This is a genomic window from Paraburkholderia sp. GAS42 (assembly GCF_050436565.1).
GTDB lineage: Bacteria > Pseudomonadota > Gammaproteobacteria > Burkholderiales > Burkholderiaceae > Paraburkholderia.
The window spans coordinates 114,483-130,248 of record NZ_JBNDML010000022.1 but is presented as its reverse complement, the minus strand read 5'-3'; the positions used below and the strand labels follow the sequence as shown (position 1 = coordinate 130,248).

The window sequence follows — 15,766 nt, the reverse complement described above, 5'->3', positions numbered from 1 at the left end:
GCGACAACCATGACCCCCTGACGCAGCGACAATCACCTCGGCCGACCGGCCAAGATGTTTGTCGGTAAACCGGACTTCCTGCTTGACGCTATCCAGTGTCATTCTTTCCGCGTCTTCGGTTGTTCGGGTTGCGGGTCACGTCCGCGTTGCGTCGGTGCCCTCGTACACGCATCCGGGGGCGTCACATAGGTCACGTCGTCGCAGCAGCACGCATAGACCGGAAACCCGTACGCATTCGTGCCGATGATTTTCGTTGGCCCGTGCAGCGGGCACACTGCGTTCATGTCGTCTCCTTAAACTCATGATCGACCGGCTCGACCTCGTAGACGCGGCTCGTCAGTTCGGGACGACCCAACACAGGTTCGACTCGTCGATCACGTCGGGCGAGGTAGCCCTTGCCGGTCCGGCGCTCGAGGGGGCGCCTGAAAACGATCCACAGCAATATTCTACGACGCTCTCCACATCGTGAAGGCACGATGGATGTATGGCGCAAATGGCGTCCGTTCACCCATCCAAAGGTACGACGTGACCGATTCGAACAAACTTTTAACGACCGCAGAGGCAACGGCGGATGACCGGCCTTTCGAGGTTGAAGCTGTATTCCCGTGCTCCTCGCCGGTGTCAACTCGCGACGAAGGGGCATTCGGATATCGGTCGAGCCTTACGTGACAAGCATTTGCGCGTCGCGAAGTCAATGTGTCACCAGCCTGGTGAAACGAGTGGGCGTGTTACTCGCGCAGCTTCCGACGCCTGATCAACGGGATCGGAGCGAGACAGCGCGGTCGGCTGCGGTCCTCTGCGTGGGACAGCAGTCGGCCACTTCCGGTCCTTCGAGACGGCCATTTGGATGGCCGCTCCTCCACATTCATCGGACACTCATGCCCGAACGGCAAACGTTCGCAACGGATCGGGGCAAGATGGCCACGCTACCTCGAACACGATGTGAGAGCGGTTTCGATCAAGCAGGCTGATCTTCCTTGCGCGTCACGAGGCCGCCATCCCCATATTCCCGGATCACCTTCGCAATGACGACCCGGTAGCCGTCCAACCAGCGGGCCTGCTTCGACTTCGCTTCGAGGTGCGTCGGATGCCTGATCAATTGCAGCAGTGCGTCTTCCGACTCCCAGTAGTAGACGTTCTGGATCAATCCGGCGCTGGCGCTCTCCCAGGTCTCTTCACCCAGATACCCGGGAATTGCACGCGCCATTTCGGCGATCTCCTGGTCGAGGCGATGGAATTCCTCGTCGTACTGACCGGCCCTGAAAATGAAGGTGGAAGAGTACATAGGGCTTCCTCTGGAGATGAATGAAAGGGCACAGAGTTTAGGGCATGAAGGGCCGGCAAGATCGTCAGGCCTCTTTCCGAGCCCCTATCTGGAAGGCCATGCCAGAAGCCTGATCCCGGCAACCCCGAATACGACAGCAAGGCATCCTTCCAGAGCGCGACGGGTCCGAATGTATAGCCGGCGAACTGATTCCATGGAAAACAGGACGGCATACCCGCTGAACACCAGGCATCCAATGACCGCACAGCCGGGAATCACGGCCCCGTAGGCAGATCCCGAGTTGTTCGAAGAGAGGGCGACAATCGAAACCCACACCAGTATGGCCTTCGGATTTGTCAGATGCAGCAACGCGCCTCGCGCGTACAGGCTCGTCAACTTCTCTGGCTGTTCCCGTTTCGGTGAGGTTGTAGCTGCAGTGGCAAGAGCAGTGCGTCCCGATTTGAAGGCCAGCCAGAGGAGGTACAGGCCACCGAAAATCTTGATCGCCACGATGAAATGGGACCAGGCAATCAGCGCCGCTGATATGCCGACCGTCGCTACCGTCGCCCAGAACATCGACCCTGAAATGACGCCCAGCGCGAACGCCAACGCCGCCTTCCGGCCGTGATTGGCCGCAATGGACATGATCGCGAGATTGCTCGGTCCGGGACTTGCGGTGCCAACGAAATACGCCGTATAGGCAAGCAATAAGCTTGCTGAGAAGAAGGTGTTTCCGGACATGTCGGATCTCGAAGTGGACTGAGTCCCAGGATTGTTGATGGCAGCGCGCATTCGCCACAATCAGGCGCCTAACATCCTGCCGAGCTCATTGTTGGGAGCGGATCGTTCTATTCCAGCTTCTTCGCAGCGTGAGCGAGCATCGCATCGCCAATTGGGGAGTTGCCGCGCGCAGTGAGCGCTTCCCCGGCGCCTCGAATATCCCGCTCTTCCTTGTTCTGGCCAAGCTTGCTCTTACCGACCAGACGCGTGATGTCAATCTGCAGACCGACGATCGAACCGAGCATGGTATTGATATAGTCCTTCGGTGCGTCGGCCATTTTCCAAGGCTGGGGTTGCGACGCCTCATGTGTGCGGGTCAGCCGGCCGACCAGGCCGCGCACATATCGCTCGTCGTCGTGAACGGAGATGCGTCCGTACGCGTGGACGACGATGTAATTCCAGGTCGGCACCTGCTTGTGGAATTCGTGTTTGCTCGGGTACCAGTTTGGGGAGATATAGGCATCTCCTGCGCGAAAGACCACGAGCACCTCGTCGCCGTTCGAGACGTCCTGCCATACCGGATTCGCGCGCGCGACATGCGCGCGCAGCGCGCCCAACTCGCCTTCTCCTGCCGCCAGTTCAAACGGAAGGTGGTTGGCGTCCAGCCCGCTTGTCCCATGCGTGATCAAAGTGCCGAACGGATGCTGTGCGATGTGCGCATGCAGGTTTTCGAGGCGAGGTTCATTGAAATGGGCTGGTACGTACATGTCTATTCCGCGGAGGTGTCGAAGGTCACCGGTTCGAATTTCATTTGGACGCATTGTGACGCAAAACTGGTTTATGCTACAGGTCCAGTTTCGACAAATGTTGTAGGACCAGAATCGTGGCAAGAACGGCCGGGGTGGCTGAAATCCCGTCAATCGGCACGCTGGACCGGGCAGCCGGTAACCTGAGCCGTCAGGTGGCGCAGGCATTGCGAGAGGCGGTACGCAAAGGGGATATCCGGCCCGGCGATGCGTTGCCGTCCACGCGATTGCTGGCAGCTTCGCTGGACATCGCGCGCGGCACGGTGATAGAGGCATATGAGCAGTTGATTGCTGAAGGCTTCTTGGAATCGAAAGGTCGCGCGGCCACACGGGTTGTTCAAGCGCTCGCCGAGCCGCAACAGACACGCGAACCAGGTACGGAACGCCAGCGGATGACCCGGACTGGCTTGCCAGAGCCAGCGGCAGTGTTCGCGCAGATCGCACAGGAGTTCAGGCCGCTTCCACCGGTGCCGTTTGCGATATCCGTCCCTCTCGGTTTGACTGCGCCCGCCGACATCTGGCGTCGGCTCGGCAACCGCCTGCGCGCGAAGGGGCCCGGCGCGCCGGCCGGTTACGCCGATCCGCTTGGGGCGTTACCGCTCCGTGAAGCGATCGCCGGCTACGTGCGCAAGTCACGTTCGGTGCGTTGCGAACCCGGACAGGTCATCGTGACCAGTGGAACACAGCAGGGGCTCTTTCTCGCATGTCAGGTGTTGCTGGCTTCGCGTGATCAAGCGTGGGTCGAAAACCCGGCCTACCGCGGCGTAACGGCCATACTCGAGAGCATGGGCCATCGCGATACGATGATTCGCGTACCGGTCGACGCCGAAGGCATCGATGTCGAAGCAGGCATCCGGATGGCGCCTCACGCGCGTGCCGCCTTCGTCACGCCGTCGCATCAGTATCCGTTGGGCATGCCTATGAGCATGGCCCGGCGCAACGCGTTGCTGGCGTGGGCGCGCGCCAGCAACGCATGGGTCGTCGAAGACGACTACGATAGCGAACTCCGATACCAGGGCTATCCGTTTCCGTCGCTTCAGGGATTGGACCCGGATCGGGTCGTTTATCTTGGCACGTTTAGCAAGATCCTGTTTCCGTCGTTGCGGTTGGGCTACGTGATCGTGCCCGACGATCTGGTCGATGCTTTTTGCGGCGCGCGCGTGCTGATGGACCGTCATCCGCCGAACGCCGACCAGCATGTGCTGGCGGCCTTCATGGCGGAGGGCCATCTGGAGCGCCACATTCGCAGAGTTCGCAATGTGTACTCGGGTCATCGGGTCCAGTTGATCGAGACGCTCGACGCGTTGCTCCCCAAGGATCTGGCATGGCTGGAACCAGGCGATCAGGGCATGCACGTTATCCTTTGGCTGGCGGAAGTCATGGACGATCGCAAAGTGGTCGAGCTGGCCGCCAGGGCCGGAGTCGCTGTGCGTCCTGTATCGCCGATGTTCGCGCCTGGAACGGAGCGGCCCGGCCTGGTCCTCGGATTCGGGGGCTTTAGCAACGCGCAAATGAAAGCGGCCGCGCTACGTCTTGCCTCGGTTATTGCCGAAGTGACGAAGTCCCTCAAACGAAAACACGCTGCTACACGAAGACCATCCATGCGGAATGGCAGAAATTGACAGCAAAGCGGCCACCGCAGCTGACACGCCGAATGGCCGGAGAGGGTCCGATCTCGACCGTTCGGTCTTTGGCTGGACGAACTGGTCCGGCACGGTGGAGGGCTAATGCGAAAAAGCGCACAGACCGAAGGTCAGCGCGAAGTGGGGATGACCCGGGACCGTGGACGGTTATGCAGTTGAGTCCCCTGGCCGGACCGGACAAGTCCGGTGATCGCGGTGGCGCCTGCCGGTGTGGATTTCGAGTAAAACCAGTATGGAGACACGGCAGGACTTGGCCCTCCGGGGGCGGAGTGCTACCGGGGGCTCCTCGCATCAAGCCGGGCTCAGGAGGACATCGATGACGATCGACTACCGCTGCATGCTGTGCGCGCTGATGCTGGTGACGCCCGGCACACATGCCGAGGACGACCTGCAGAATCGCGGTCATGACCCGTTCTTCCAGGTCTCCTCTGCGATTCCCAACTGCCCGGAGCCCGCCGGCCCGCGCGTGAATGAAGCCGAGTGGAAGCGCGAATCGCATCACCGCATCGAGCACGGCAACCACTGTTGGCTGGAAGGGCGCTGCCGCCTGCCGAACGCCTTCGCTTACGACGAGGAGATTGCTGACAGCACGCGCCGCCGGCTGCAATGGCTGTCGGCCAACCTGCCGGGCTGGCGGCAGAGTACCTTGTGGGTGACGGTGTGGCAGCGTTGGATGCTGGTCCAGGGCTGCGTGGCACCGGACTTTCCGGTGGCGCCGTTCATGGCCGCGCTACGCGAGGTTCCCGATGTCGAGCGCGTCATCGATGAAACTACTGCGCATCCGGAGCGGGGTGTGCCTTATGCGCAGTTCCGCAAGGGCCCGTCATCGCAAGGCAGCATGAAAGCGGGCGCGGTCGACAGCCCGGTGCCGTAGAGCGGATAACGCATGTCCATGCCGGTTCAGCCTCGCGGAACAAGGGTTTCGAGACGCGAAATCATTGTGTCGCCGGCGAGAACCGGTCGCGCAGGCTGGCAGGGACGCAGAGCAGCAAGGTCTCAGTCCGGCCCATCTACGGCCCTTCGTCCGTTCCTTTAATCGTTCGGTTGAACGTCGACTTTGCCCCAGTTAGCTGACTGTCAAGCGCCGACAAAGCTCGTCAAGTCATCGGCGCGCCGGTGACCTTTGCCTCTAACGGGGTGTGCGCTTCTGGAACGCGTCGCACGATCGAGGCCCGCGCATATCGAAGCCAGGGTGGCGAATAAAAGACTGGAAAAAGGCGTCACGGTGCTGCGCCATTGACACGCCGGGATCCTTTCGACCTTCTACGAGTTTCCACGATTGCCGAAAACTTTCCCTGAAATCCAGTTCTGGCGCTCGCCTTAGCACCCGACCAGCATAGCTTCGTGTCCGGCGCACAGGGTTCACTTCAGTGAAGAGCCGCTGATTCAGGAACGGCATGTTGGTGCCGACGAGCGCCAACAGCACGATGAACCAGCCTGCCACCGACATCAGCGCGGCAGTGTATCCGAGATCGCCTGCAGGCAGACCGTCATCAGCGGACCCGGAACGATGCCGAGCATCAGCACGGCCACGCCGTTCAGCGCAAGCAGCGTGCGGTTGCAGGCGCCGGCCGAGATTGGCGTCGTGTCCTGCGGCGCGTCGAAGTACATCAGCTTGACGATGCGCAGGTAGTAGAATGCACCGACCAGCGACGTGATCACGGCCAGCACCGCGAGCCATGTGAGGCCGGCGTTCACCGTCGCTTCGAGCACGGCGAGCTTCGCGTAGAACCCGACCGTAGGCGGAATGCCGGCGAGCGAGAACATCATCACCATCATCACGAAGGCGAAGATCGGGCTGCGTTGATTCAGGCCTTTGAAGTCCTCGAGCGTATCCGCTTCGAAATCGCGGCGCGCCAGCAGCATGATCACGCCGAACGTGCCTGTCGTCGTAACCAGATACACGATGCTGTAGAACGTCGCCGAACCGTACGCGCCGGCGGCGCCACTGGCCTTGCCGTCGACAACTCCCGCCAGCAGGCCCAGCAGCACGAACCCCATGTTCGAAATGGCCGAGTACGCGAGCATCCGCTTGACGTTAAGCTGGACGATACCGGTAATGTTGCCGACGATCATCGACAGCGCCGCCAGAATCACGAGCATTCCCTGCCAGGCGACCGCGAGCGGCAGCAGACCCATCACGAGGAAACGCAGGCCCCACGCGAACGCCGCGATCTTCGGACCGCCGCCGACGAAGAGCGTCATCGCGGTCGGCGCGCCCTGATAGACGTCCGGCACCCACATATGGAACGGCACCGCGCCCATCTTGAATGCAACGCCTGCGACGATGAAAATCACGCCAAACAGCAGCACGGCATCGTTGATGCGGCCCGAAGCAACCGCCTTCAGTACCTCGTTTAGTTCGAGCGAGCCCGTCGCGCCGTAGAGCATTGAGATGCCATACAGCAGAAAACCCGTAGCCAGTGCACCGAGCACGTAGTACTTCATTGCCGCTTCGCTCGATTGCGCGGCGTCGCGGCGCAAGGCGATCATTGCGTACAGCGACAGCGACATCAGCTCGAGACCGAGGTACAGCAGAGGAAGTGGTTGCCCGAGATCATGATCAGCTGGCCGAGCAGCGAGAACATGCCGAGCAGGAACACGTCGTCGCGGAACAGGTCGCGATCTTCGAGATATCTGCGCGAATAGACGAGCGAGACAGCGAAGCCAAGCGACACCAAGCGACACGACCGCCTTCATCACGCTGGCGAACGAATCGATCACGATCATCCGCGAGAAGAAATAGTACTGGTGCGAATCGAATGATTGGATCGCGAACCACACGCCCGCCGCGGTCGACGACAGGAGCGCGACGAGGTAAGTAAGACGCCGGATCGTTGCTTCGGAGCAGAAATCTCCCAACCGGGAGGCGATCACGATCGCGAGCACTACCAGCGCGTCGGGCAACAGCACATGTGCGTCTTGCATGATCTTCAGGGCTCTCATGAAATTAGGTGAGTTAAGCCGCATGCGAATTGATCGAGGAGAAGTCGAGATCAGCCTATCGCGACATGCCATCGCATCCCTCCGGGCCGATCGATATTTTCGCTGCGCGCGACGGGCGGTGACACACCTCCCTATATAGGACCAAAGTCCAATAGTGTGTGAGTTTCACTAAAAATATCATGTGTTTTGGGTTATTCCAGAAGCAGCCGCGGGACGGCCGAATACCTTGCGACATCGCGCTCACTGCACATTGTGATGTTTAACCTGACGTCGAAAAGATGATCGCGTGGCGATTATTCATGGAGAATGGCATGCACAAAAAAGCTGCTTGTTGTCCGGCCGACGCCTCCAACGCCGGAAGACGTGCGGTTCTGAAGACTGCGCTGAGCGTCGCGGCCGTTGGGCTGGCGGGAAGCATGGGAGGCGTTGAATCGGCTTACGCGGAGGCGCTATCGAAGTCTGAGCGAGATAAGTTGACGCCAGACCAGATTATCGAGAACTTCAAGCAAGGAAACAGACGTTTTCGCTCGGGGAAGATGTTGTCTCACGATTATTTGGCGCAAAAGAGGGCTACTGCCGGCGGGCAATATCCGGCCGCTGTGATCTTGAGTTGCATCGACTCCCGGGCTCCGGCCGAAATCGTCCTTGACACGAGAATTGGAGATACTTTTAACGCGCGTATCGCGGGCAATATCGCCAACGAGGATCTCCTTGGAAGCCTGGAGTTTGCCTGTGCGGCGGCCGGCGCTAAAGTTATATTGGTTATGGGGCACACGGGATGCGGGGCAATCAAGGGCGCCATTGATCACGTTGAACTGGGAAACCTGACCGGTCTCCTGGCTAAGATCAGACCGGCTGTGGATGAAACGCAGTACTCTGGTGACAGAAGCAGTAAGAATTATGAATTTGTCGATGCGGTGGCGAAAACCAATGTTCGACACACGATAGACGCAATACGGAATGGCAGTAGCGTGCTGGCCCCGATGGAGAAGGATGGAAAACTAAAAATTGTTGGAGCGATGTACCACATAAACAATGGGGCCGTCGAATTCCTGGTCTGAAAAATGGAGGTGGCGCATGCGCTAGCCCTGCGTAAGCGCCCATCGGGACAGTTCCATGCCACTAATGCCGGCCGGGAAATCCGCATCCTTTACGAGTTGATGCGCTGACAACGGACGGGCATCGTGATCGACAACGCGCTTCGCAAGACCACCGATGGAATCTCCACCTTCCTCAAACTGGAATCGGCGGGCGGACTGCTGCTCATGGGCGCCGCAGTACTCGCGTTGATCTGCAGCAACTCGCCGCTTCGACACGCGTACGACGATCTGCTGAAGATCCCCGTGGAGGTGCGCTTTGGATCGAGCGCGTAAGCGTAGGACGAAACCGGAGGGAGCCCCGCGGCGATAGCAATAAGCGCCGTCACCCAGGCGTGGATTGCCGAAACCTTCATCAGTCTCTCCATCCAATCGAGCTTACTCCGCAGTGTGAGCGAACTCGACCCGGCACCAACATGTTCTGCGCCCGCTCCAGTTTCATGGCCAGCGCTCAGATGCGCATTCCAGGTCAGCGTGAAGGTTTCCATGGTGGCGCTCCGGCACCATTTCTTCAGGATGACGAAGACTCCTCGCACAGGCTACCCCGACACTGAAACCCATCGGACTCCTCGTTATTCGCCAGTGCCGATTCCAACGCGTGAACAAAATGCTGAAACGCATCCAGCGTTCCATGGACGCTTCGGTACTCGGTGCGACCGATTCTGCCGTCAAGTACGATCAGCATTCCAGCATCCGCCGCCAATTCCAGGATGTTCATTCCGTTCTCCTGAGATCGCCCGACATCGACCCATCGCTCATGCCGCAAGCGGGTAAGCGCGCATTGCCGGCGTGCTCGCCTTTGCCGGGAACACGTTCCACGAACCGTCATCGTGCCGGAAGAAAACGATGGTCAAACTTCCGTCCGGCCGCATCACGCCGTTGCGCACGTAGCGCCTTCGATCCGATGGTGTGCGACTGAACTCCATCACGCGTACCGTCACCACCGCAGAGTGCCCAAACCACTTTGCGACCAGCGATCGCAAGCACATCTTGCCGGAACCCATCTCGCTCTCCTCTCACCGCGGCGCCACCATCGTGTCTCGCCAATTCCGTGGCGGGAACATTGCAACGTCTTGTCGGTTACCTTACCGTTAAATATAGGTTAGATAACCTATAAATCAACCGCTTAATTTGGACGCAAGGGTAAACGATATTTCCCCATAAATACGTTGATTCGTTGGACATTTGGCGTGTCGACACTTGGGAAAACCGGTTTCTCAACCTATACTTAAGTCAGGTTAGATAACCTATTAAGATGAGCGATTCCCGAAGCGACCGCGGCGCAGTCGCACCGCAGATTCGCCAACGCGATATCCGGAAAACGTAGAACCGCAACGATGATTTGTCGAACAGGGCGGTTGCGACCCCACGGGCCGCAGCCAGACGCGAACTTTGTGCCGAACAGCGAGACAGTTGGCGCCTCAGAACGGAGTGCACGTGAAAAAACTGACCCTCACTTCCGCAGCGATATTTGATCCACGAACCGCGACACTCGCGAGACGGCGCGGCAATCGGGAGAGCCGGGTGCCTGAGATCATCGATGTATCGATCAACGTGCTGATCGCGGCGGGTTACGCGGGGTACACGATCAACCGCGTGGCCAATGATGCGGGCATTCGCCTGAGCACGTTACAGCACTATTTTTCGACCCGTGAAGCGCTGTTGCGCGCCACGATCGAGGAGGTCGCTAAGCGGTACTTCGAACGCTTTCGAGGGTTTGCCGAAAACAGAAACCGCTCCCCGCAGGCGCGGCTCGAAGCGATCATCGACGACGCTTTCGCCGAGTTTGTCAAACCTGGGATGCCTGCAGCCATCTTCGAAAGTTGGGGGTTGGCGCTGCATGAACCGTTTGCGCGCGATGTCGTCGTAGAGATACAAAAACGGTTCGCGAGGCTCTTTGCGAATCTCGTTGGCGAACTCAATCCGGTACTGTCGATGGAAGAACGCGAATTGCGTGGCGCATTGATCCTGTCCAGTTGCCAGGGCCTGGTTATTTTCCTTCGCTGGAGTGAAGACAGCGCCTCGCAACTGCATGCCTTCCGCAAGGCTGTCAAGGTCGTATGGAGTGGCCTCGGCAAGGCTGAGGAATGAGCACGCGCTACGTGCTGCCATGAGTCTGTGGCGTCTCGCAGGTCATGGCTCACTCGCGTTCCGGTGTGGTTTTATCGAATCGCCGAAGTCCCTCAAGAACACATCTGTCACGGAAAGAAGTACATCCAATCCGATCAGGTTCGCCAGTGCGAGCGGCCCGATGGGGTGATAGGCCCCAAGGCGCATTTCCTCGTCGATTTCTTCGGCCGTGGCGACACCTTCAGCCAGCAGGAAGAACGCTTCGTTGATCATTGGCACGAGAATCCGGTTAACCACGAACCCGGGCGAGTTTTTGACGCCGATCGGCGACTTGTCGAGCCGTACTGTCAGTTCGCGAACGATTTTGGCGGTAGCAGCACTGGTCTGCAAGCCGCGAATGATTTCGACGAGCGGCAACAGTGGGACTGGATTGAAGAAATGCATGCCGATAAAGCGCGACGGATCGGCGAGCGTCGCGCCGAGCGCGGTGATCGAGATCGATGAGGTGTTCGACGCGATGATCGCATCGGGTCGCACCACGGATTCAATCTGCTTCAGGATGCGAATCTTCAGATCAAGATTTTCGGTGGCAGCTTCGACCACGAGATCGGCGACCGCGAGGCGCTGATAGTCGGTCGACGTTTCGATGCGGAGCGCCGCGTCGCGCGTCGTCGCGTCCAGTTTGTCTTTCGCGACGAGCCGCTCGAGGCTGGCAGTCATGGCAGTGACCCCTTTGGGCAACGCGGCATCGGTGACGTCGACTAGAACGACTTTAAGTCCGCTAACAGCGGCGATCTGGGCAATGCCGTTGCCCATCGTGCCTGCACCGACGACGCCTAGCGTTTCGATTGTCATGATTGGTTCCTTTGCGTACCGTGCATGTAGCACGTCTACCGAAGATTTTCGAATATGGCAGCAATGCCTTGCCCGCCGCCGATGCACATTGTCACGAGCGCATAGCGGCCGCCGATTCGCTGCAGTTCATACAGTGCCTTCACAGTGATCAGCGCGCCGGTCGCGCCGACGAAGCCAATACGCATCTAAAGGCCTGTGCCAATCGTGTCGACGACCCCGACAAGGAAATGAGGGTCTGATCTTCAGGAGCGTCGCGTGTCACCTAAAATATTGTCAAGGTGTTACGTAACTCGGGCATGCCGCCAACGGGAACTTTTGGAGACCTTTAGAACCACGTCTCATTGACTGACGGGTGGTCTATGGTGCTATCACTTCGCTATTTGGGAGTCTTGGGAATCTGCGCTTTGTTCACTGCTTGCGGACAGATTCCGTCCAAGCATGCTGCGTGCAGATCTGATTACTGTCGCCCTCGGCACGAGCACGAGATGGCGCAATCCGGCGAGGCATCATGGTATTCGGCAACCTTCCAGGGGCATCTGACCGCAAACGGAGAACGCTACGATGGCGGCGCCTTGACTGCCGCCCATCGAACATTGCCGCTTGGTATCTATGTGCGCGTCCGATCGTTGGCTACCGGAAAGTCGGTTGTCGTTCGCATCAACGATCGCGGACCATACGTCAAAGGCCGGATTATCGATCTCTCTTACGCAGCGGCTGAAGCCCTGGGTTTGCCAGACGCGCGGTCGATGCGCGTACAGGTTGAACGTGTGGAGAAGACACAGACGGGGTCGGACGAGGGCGGAACCTTGACGACAGAGCAGTGAAGTCCTGGACGGTGCTCTGAGCAAATCGCTTGCTCAAGGCATCGGCAAGACTGCGTAGCAAAGGTTCTTCACGACCGGTCTGGGCGAAACGTTCCAACGCCGCCTCATCGCGTGGCAACGAGCGAAAGATGTGAATGGCGGCTGCGCGCGTTTCTTCCAACAGATCCACTTCCACAAAAGCCTGCAACAGATCCATCAAGAATTCCCCAACCTTTTCGGCAGTCACCTCGCCGGGACATACTCGGCTACCGAGCAGAAATCGGGCCTCGTCAATCGCCAAAATCGTCCCGGATTTGCCGGTGTATGGATGTCCGTCACTCGCTCGAAGTGCAACCTACGGCTACGGAAGTTCGAGGTCCCGGCGTCTCAGAAACTCGGATGGTCGACCTCCTACTTCCAGGTTCGGGCCAATAGGGGCCGCTCAAGATTCACCTGCCAACGACCGCTTCGTCGCGTTTATCAGACTTTCAAGGATGGCCATTCAGCAGCGAGATGGCGCGACCGAGCACAACTCGCAGGCAGCGCTTTCGCCCGTGATATCTCTCTAGCGCCTGCACCAGGCGCTTTCGAGAACGAAGCTCTACTCGCGCGAATGTCGCCCGCGCCGACGCAGGTGTTGTGTCTTAAGCGTTGGCACCACCATCAACGGTAAGCGTGGCGCCGGTGACGTAACTGGCGCTGGCGCTCGCAAGGAAGACCACTGCTTGTGCGATGTCCTCGCCCTTGCCGTAGTCGCCCGTGGCCGTCAGCAATTTCAATGTCGATGCGAACGGACCTTCGACCGGGTTCATGTCTGTGTTGATGGAACCAGGTTGGACGAGATTTGCCGTAATCCCTTGTGGGCCGAGTTCTCTCGCGAGGCCTTGGGTGAACGCGACGAGAGCGGACTTGGAGCCAGCGTATACACCGAGCATCGAGGCCGGGACGCGATCGGCAAAGTAGCTGCCGATTGAAATAATCCGCCCCCCCGTCCTGAGATGGGGAATCGCGGCTTTTGCGGCCACAATCGGCGCACGCACATTGACGTTAAGCGTCGCGTCGATGTCTTCGATGGAAATATCCTTTACATCGCCCATCCGAAGAATGCCGGCGTTGTTCACCAGGATATCGAGCCCGCCCAGTGCTTCGACAGTCTTCTGCACGGACGCTTGAACGGCCGTTGCACTTGCGCTATCGGCCTGGATTGCAATACCGCGCCGGCCTTCCGCTTCGATCGCCTTCACGACGCTGGCGGCCTGTTCCGCCGACTTTTCATACGTGATCGCCACATCGGCGCCGGCAGTTGCCAAAGCCTTCGCGATTGCAGCCCCGATACCCCTGCTTGCCCCGGTAACCAGGGCGCGTTTGCCACTAAGCATCATCACAATCTCCTTTGTGTGTGAATCGATACAGACAGTTATGAATTGACATCAGCATACCTAAATACAGTTGAATGTCGATCACCGAATATATTGGCATTTGAGTGGCAATCGAAGCTTCGGGGCATCCTGCCCCTCGCGGGTTCGTCAGTTAAGCGAAAAGGCCCTGAATCTCGGAATACGGCAAGGGCTTGTCATTGAGCAATTCAGAGCGACCATTCTCCAGAAAATCTCGCGCGATGGCCTTCGCCTTGCCGAGCACGACTTGCGAGATGCCGCTGCCGGCACTGAGTCGACGAACCCCCTGCTTCCCGAGTGTCGCTGCATCGGCGAGCCCCGGAACCGCCATGACGTTAACAGGTAGCCGGATTGCGCCGACAATCATCTCAATATCGGATGGCTGCACAAGAGCCGGAAGGAAAAGACCATCCGCGCCCGCCGATGCGTACAGATTGCCTCGAGCAATCGACTCTTCCGGCTGCTTCGATTTTTCAACCAGACTTGCAAGAAACACGTCGCTGCGTGCGTTGACGAAGAGGTCCGAACCCGATCTCACAAAGGCATCCTTGATCGCCTCGATCTTCAAGGCGAGAAGTGATGCTGCGTCTGAGCCGTCTTCAATATTGATGCCGGCGATGCCGAGATCCACCAGTTGCATGACATGTCCCGCAACGGTCTTTGGGTCATCGGAATAGCCATTCTCGATGTCGACCGACAAGGGCACGTTCAGAACGCGGATGATCCGTCGGACAGAGGCAACAACCTCATCGAAAGGAAGAATGCGCCCGTCTGGATAACCTAATGCCCACGCAAAACCTGCGCTTGTCGTGGCTATCGCCTGGGCGCCCAACGCCTCGACGAGACGTGCACTACCGGCATCCCAGACATTCGGCAACCGGAGCGGTGTTGAATTGACGTGTAGCTGATGGAATGTGCTTGCGTTAGACATTGATTTTTCCTCATATCGGGATTGGAGGAGACGTGCATAGCGCTACGCCGCTACAACGCGTTTTGCTGTATTTGCGAACGATGCAATGCGGCGAGTCGCGAGCTCGGAGACAAGGATCGCGATGACCACGGGAATGCTGGCGAGGTAGCCCAGGCTGTGGCTGCCGATGACCGGGATCATTGCAGCGCCGAGGGCGCCAGCGATGGACACACCAATATAGGTCGCTGAGGTGTTCAGACCGACCAGCACCGCGGTCATCGGCGGATTAAGGCTCGCGAGGCGGAACTGTTGCGGCACCAGCACGCCCCATGCACACGCCCCCCAGATCGTGACCGCGATCGCAGCACTCCAAAGGTGTGCGCCTGTGATCGGCATAGTGAGCATGACGATTGCGACGATGGCAAGCTTGATGCGCACTACCTTGTGCGTACCGATCCTGTCGAGAATTCGTCCAGTCAGCAGATTCGAGCAGGTTCCCGCCAGGCCCCATAGCACCAGGAGTCCACCCAGGACCATGGCGCGGTGGCCAGTAGCACGATCAAACACAACGGAGAAGTAGCTAAAAATGATGAAGGTGCCGATCTGGGCAAGCACGGTCGTGACGAGCGTGAGTCCGACGCGAGAATCGGTGAGCGGAGACAGACGCCTGGTGAGCGAGATGGGTGGCGGCAACGGCACTTCGGGCAAGAACGCCAGGATACCGGCGAATGCGCCTGCACCGAGCACAGCGACGAGAACCAAGGTCCAGTGCCAGCTTGCGAGCCCGCCAATCACGGCACCAATGGGCGAACCCAGCGCGGTAGCAGTAGTCAAACCCGCGACAATGACGGACAAGGCATATCCGCGACGCTCTGGCGGCACCAGTGACGCACCGGTTCCGCTGGCAGTCGGTGAGAACATGGCCGCGCCAAGACCTGCGAAAGCGCGGGTGGCCAATGCGATGCCGAGGTTCGGAGCCACGATGGTACCGAGATTGGCAATGACAAACAGTCCAATGCCGCTGAGCAGCAGACGCTTTCGCGCAACGTTCGCGGCAAGCGCTGCGATGGTCGGGCCAAGCAAGGCATAGCTCAGGGCATAGACGCTAATCAGCTGGCCCGCCGCTCCGATGCTCACGCCAAACGAGTGGGCGATTTCAGGCAGGATGCCCGCGAAGACGAAGCTATCGGTGCCGAGCGCAAACATACCAAGTGCGAGCGTTAAAAGGCGGCGATCCATGTGGACTTCTCCGTAA

Annotated in this window: 16 protein-coding genes and 2 pseudogenes; 5 read left to right on the top strand and 13 right to left on the bottom strand. The window is 59.1% G+C overall.

Annotation, left to right across the window (positions count from 1 at the left end):
• Positions 1-958 precede the first annotated feature (958 nt).
• The 3 genes from P3T16_RS27710 to P3T16_RS27700 form a co-directional block, all read right to left on the bottom strand.
• Positions 959-1,285, bottom strand: coding sequence for an antibiotic biosynthesis monooxygenase family protein (locus P3T16_RS27710; protein WP_172166043.1), 327 nt, complete (start codon positions 1,283-1,285; stop codon positions 959-961).
• A gap of 84 nt (positions 1,286-1,369) precedes the next feature.
• Entirely contained in the window at positions 1,370-2,005 is a 636-nt protein-coding gene (locus tag P3T16_RS27705; RefSeq protein ID WP_429344722.1) for a LysE family translocator, read from the bottom strand.
• Between the two features lie 107 nt (positions 2,006-2,112).
• Complete coding sequence (locus P3T16_RS27700) at positions 2,113-2,751, bottom strand: FMN-binding negative transcriptional regulator (protein ID WP_429344721.1); 639 nt, start codon at positions 2,749-2,751, stop codon at positions 2,113-2,115.
• A gap of 116 nt (positions 2,752-2,867) precedes the next feature.
• Here P3T16_RS27700 and P3T16_RS27695 point away from each other — a divergent pair, with 116 nt between their 5' ends.
• Both P3T16_RS27695 and P3T16_RS27690 read left to right on the top strand, forming a co-directional pair.
• Complete coding sequence (locus P3T16_RS27695) at positions 2,868-4,412, top strand: PLP-dependent aminotransferase family protein (RefSeq protein ID WP_429344720.1); 1,545 nt, start codon at positions 2,868-2,870, stop codon at positions 4,410-4,412.
• A gap of 337 nt (positions 4,413-4,749) precedes the next feature.
• Positions 4,750-5,307, top strand: a complete 558-nt coding sequence (locus P3T16_RS27690; RefSeq protein ID WP_429344719.1) for a BON domain-containing protein — start codon at positions 4,750-4,752, stop codon at positions 5,305-5,307.
• 489 nt (positions 5,308-5,796) lie between these two features.
• On the opposite strand, the pseudogene P3T16_RS27685 reads toward P3T16_RS27690, so the two are convergent.
• Positions 5,797-5,883: pseudogene (locus P3T16_RS27685) on the bottom strand (DUF2818 family protein); the annotation flags it as partial.
• Positions 5,883-7,361, bottom strand: coding sequence for an NADH-quinone oxidoreductase subunit NuoN (gene nuoN / locus P3T16_RS27680; RefSeq protein ID WP_429344718.1), 1,479 nt, complete (start codon positions 7,359-7,361; stop codon positions 5,883-5,885). The gene nuoN and the pseudogene P3T16_RS27685, both read right to left, overlap by 1 nt.
• 329 nt (positions 7,362-7,690) lie before the next feature.
• Here nuoN and P3T16_RS27675 point away from each other — a divergent pair, with 329 nt between their 5' ends.
• A complete protein-coding gene (locus tag P3T16_RS27675; RefSeq protein WP_429344717.1) occupies positions 7,691-8,440 on the top strand; it encodes a carbonic anhydrase family protein in 750 nt (249 codons plus the stop codon).
• An 89-nt stretch (positions 8,441-8,529) separates the two neighbouring features.
• On the opposite strand, the gene P3T16_RS27670 is transcribed toward P3T16_RS27675, so the two are convergent.
• From P3T16_RS27670 to P3T16_RS27660, 3 genes are read right to left on the bottom strand one after another with little or no spacing between them, the layout of a single operon-like run.
• Positions 8,530-8,964 (bottom strand): hypothetical protein, encoded by a 435-nt coding sequence (locus P3T16_RS27670; protein WP_429344716.1) that lies wholly within the window; start codon positions 8,962-8,964, stop codon positions 8,530-8,532.
• A 23-nt stretch (positions 8,965-8,987) separates the two neighbouring features.
• A complete protein-coding gene (locus P3T16_RS27665; RefSeq protein ID WP_429344715.1) occupies positions 8,988-9,194 on the bottom strand; it encodes a hypothetical protein in 207 nt (68 codons plus the stop codon).
• A gap of 37 nt (positions 9,195-9,231) precedes the next feature.
• Positions 9,232-9,480 (bottom strand): hypothetical protein, encoded by a 249-nt coding sequence (locus P3T16_RS27660; protein WP_429344714.1) that lies wholly within the window; start codon positions 9,478-9,480, stop codon positions 9,232-9,234.
• A 427-nt stretch (positions 9,481-9,907) separates the two neighbouring features.
• Here P3T16_RS27660 and P3T16_RS27655 point away from each other — a divergent pair, with 427 nt between their 5' ends.
• Positions 9,908-10,567 carry a TetR/AcrR family transcriptional regulator gene (locus P3T16_RS27655; protein ID WP_429260591.1) on the top strand — a complete coding sequence of 220 codons (660 nt, stop codon included), beginning with the start codon at positions 9,908-9,910 and terminating at the stop codon, positions 10,565-10,567.
• Positions 10,568-10,609: 42 nt separating this feature from the next.
• On the opposite strand, the gene P3T16_RS27650 is transcribed toward P3T16_RS27655, so the two are convergent.
• Both P3T16_RS27650 and P3T16_RS27645 read right to left on the bottom strand, forming a co-directional pair.
• Complete coding sequence (locus tag P3T16_RS27650; protein ID WP_429344713.1) at positions 10,610-11,401, bottom strand: 3-hydroxyacyl-CoA dehydrogenase NAD-binding domain-containing protein; 792 nt, start codon at positions 11,399-11,401, stop codon at positions 10,610-10,612.
• A gap of 35 nt (positions 11,402-11,436) precedes the next feature.
• Positions 11,437-11,571 (bottom strand): annotated as a pseudogene (locus tag P3T16_RS27645) (acetyl-CoA C-acyltransferase); the annotation flags it as partial.
• Positions 11,572-11,886: 315 nt separating this feature from the next.
• On the opposite strand from P3T16_RS27645, the gene P3T16_RS27640 reads away from it, so the two are divergent.
• Positions 11,887-12,225: a septal ring lytic transglycosylase RlpA family protein gene (locus P3T16_RS27640; RefSeq protein ID WP_429344712.1), complete on the top strand. Its 339-nt coding sequence runs from the start codon at positions 11,887-11,889 to the stop codon at positions 12,223-12,225.
• A gap of 623 nt (positions 12,226-12,848) precedes the next feature.
• Here P3T16_RS27640 and P3T16_RS27635 read toward each other — a convergent pair.
• The 3 genes from P3T16_RS27635 to P3T16_RS27625 all read right to left on the bottom strand — a co-directional run bounded on the left by P3T16_RS27635 (position 12,849) and on the right by P3T16_RS27625 (position 15,750).
• A complete protein-coding gene (locus P3T16_RS27635; protein WP_429344711.1) occupies positions 12,849-13,589 on the bottom strand; it encodes an SDR family oxidoreductase in 741 nt (246 codons plus the stop codon).
• 145 nt (positions 13,590-13,734) lie between these two features.
• A complete protein-coding gene (locus tag P3T16_RS27630; protein ID WP_429344710.1) occupies positions 13,735-14,532 on the bottom strand; it encodes an isocitrate lyase/PEP mutase family protein in 798 nt (265 codons plus the stop codon).
• Between the two features lie 42 nt (positions 14,533-14,574).
• Positions 14,575-15,750 (bottom strand): MFS transporter, encoded by a 1,176-nt coding sequence (locus P3T16_RS27625; RefSeq protein ID WP_429344709.1) that lies wholly within the window; start codon positions 15,748-15,750, stop codon positions 14,575-14,577.
• Between the last annotated feature and the right edge of the window lie 16 nt (positions 15,751-15,766).

Bases quoted from the DNA above. Each gene is read 5' to 3' on its own strand.
- P3T16_RS27690 (WP_429344719.1), top strand. From the start codon at position 4,750: ATGACGATCGACTACCGCTGCATGCTGTGCGCGCTGATGCTGGTGACG.
- P3T16_RS27700 (WP_429344721.1), bottom strand. From the start codon at position 2,751: ATGTACGTACCAGCCCATTTCAATGAACCTCGCCTCGAAAACCTGCAT.
- P3T16_RS27675 (WP_429344717.1), top strand. From the start codon at position 7,691: ATGCACAAAAAAGCTGCTTGTTGTCCGGCCGACGCCTCCAACGCCGGA.
- P3T16_RS27710 (WP_172166043.1), bottom strand. From the start codon at position 1,285: ATGTACTCTTCCACCTTCATTTTCAGGGCCGGTCAGTACGACGAGGAA.
- P3T16_RS27670 (WP_429344716.1), bottom strand. From the start codon at position 8,964: ATGGAAACCTTCACGCTGACCTGGAATGCGCATCTGAGCGCTGGCCAT.
- P3T16_RS27630 (WP_429344710.1), bottom strand. From the start codon at position 14,532: ATGTCTAACGCAAGCACATTCCATCAGCTACACGTCAATTCAACACCG.
- nuoN (WP_429344718.1), bottom strand. From the start codon at position 7,361: ATGCAAGACGCACATGTGCTGTTGCCCGACGCGCTGGTAGTGCTCGCG.
- P3T16_RS27665 (WP_429344715.1), bottom strand. From the start codon at position 9,194: ATGAACATCCTGGAATTGGCGGCGGATGCTGGAATGCTGATCGTACTT.
- P3T16_RS27660 (WP_429344714.1), bottom strand. From the start codon at position 9,480: ATGGGTTCCGGCAAGATGTGCTTGCGATCGCTGGTCGCAAAGTGGTTT.
- P3T16_RS27625 (WP_429344709.1), bottom strand. From the start codon at position 15,750: ATGGATCGCCGCCTTTTAACGCTCGCACTTGGTATGTTTGCGCTCGGC.
- P3T16_RS27705 (WP_429344722.1), bottom strand. From the start codon at position 2,005: ATGTCCGGAAACACCTTCTTCTCAGCAAGCTTATTGCTTGCCTATACG.
- P3T16_RS27640 (WP_429344712.1), top strand. From the start codon at position 11,887: ATGGCGCAATCCGGCGAGGCATCATGGTATTCGGCAACCTTCCAGGGG.
- P3T16_RS27650 (WP_429344713.1), bottom strand. From the start codon at position 11,401: ATGACAATCGAAACGCTAGGCGTCGTCGGTGCAGGCACGATGGGCAAC.